Genomic DNA, 1,383 nt, shown 5'->3' with positions numbered 1-1,383 from the left:
AAAACCCCTTGGGTGTTGTATGGTTAAGCCTCACGGGCAATTAGTACAGGTTAGCTCAACGCCTCACAACGCTTACACACCCTGCCTATCTACGTCGTAGTCTCCAACAACCCTTCAGGAACCTTATAGGTTCAGGGATGACTCATCTCGAGGCTCGCTTCCCGCTTAGATGCTTTCAGCGGTTATCGATTCCGAACTTAGCTACCGGGCAATGCGTCTGGCGACACAACCCGAACACCAGAGGTTCGTCCACTCCGGTCCTCTCGTACTAGGAGCAGCCCCTCTCAATCATCCAACGCCCACGGCAGATAGGGACCGAACTGTCTCACGACGTTCTAAACCCAGCTCGCGTACCACTTTAAATGGCGAACAGCCATACCCTTGGGACCGACTTCAGCCCCAGGATGTGATGAGCCGACATCGAGGTGCCAAACACCGCCGTCGATATGAACTCTTGGGCGGTATCAGCCTGTTATCCCCGGAGTACCTTTTATCCGTTGAGCGATGGCCCTTCCATACAGAACCACCGGATCACTATGACCTGCTTTCGCACCTGCTCGACTTGTCAGTCTCGCAGTCAAGCGGGCTTATGCCATTGCACTAACCTCACGATGTCCGACCGTGATTAGCCCACCTTCGTGCTCCTCCGTTACGCTTTGGGAGGAGACCGCCCCAGTCAAACTACCCACCAGGCACTGTCCGCACCCCGGATAACGGGGCGACGTTAGAACATCAACACTACAAGGGTGGTATTTCAAGGACGGCTCCACCGAATCTAGCGACTCGGTTTCAAAGCCTCCCACCTATCCTACACATGTAGGGTCAATGTTCAGTGCCAAGCTGTAGTAAAGGTTCACGGGGTCTTTCCGTCTAGCCGCGGGTACGCAGCATCTTCACTGCGATTTCAATTTCACTGAGTCTCGGGTGGAGACAGCGTGGCCATCATTACGCCATTCGTGCAGGTCGGAACTTACCCGACAAGGAATTTCGCTACCTTAGGACCGTTATAGTTACGGCCGCCGTTTACCGGGGCTTCGATCAAGAGCTTCGACCGAAGTCTAACCCCATCAATTAACCTTCCGGCACCGGGCAGGCGTCACACCGTATACGTCATCTTTCGATTTTGCACAGTGCTGTGTTTTTAATAAACAGTTGCAGCCACCTGGTATCTGCGACTGCCAGCAGCTCCGAGAGCGAGTCTCTTCACCGCCGGCAGCGTACCTTCTCCCGAAGTTACGGTACCATTTTGCCTAGTTCCTTCACCCGAGTTCTCTCAAGCGCCTTGGTATTCTCTACCCGACCACCTGTGTCGGTTTGGGGTACGATTCCTTACTATCTGAAGCTTAGAGGCTTTTCCCGGAAGCATGGCATCAATGACTTCAG

At 53.8% G+C, this 1,383-nt stretch carries 1 rRNA gene; it reads right to left on the bottom strand.

What is annotated here, in order from left to right:
* Nucleotides 1–19 precede the first annotated feature (19 nt).
* Nucleotides 20–1,383 (bottom strand): 23S ribosomal RNA (locus BIZ37_RS30160); the annotation flags it as partial.

Source organism: Photobacterium sp. BZF1 (genome assembly GCF_014349205.1).
In the GTDB taxonomy this organism is placed as follows: Bacteria; Pseudomonadota; Gammaproteobacteria; order Enterobacterales; family Vibrionaceae; genus Photobacterium.
This window is presented reverse-complemented; position numbering and strand designations above follow the sequence as displayed.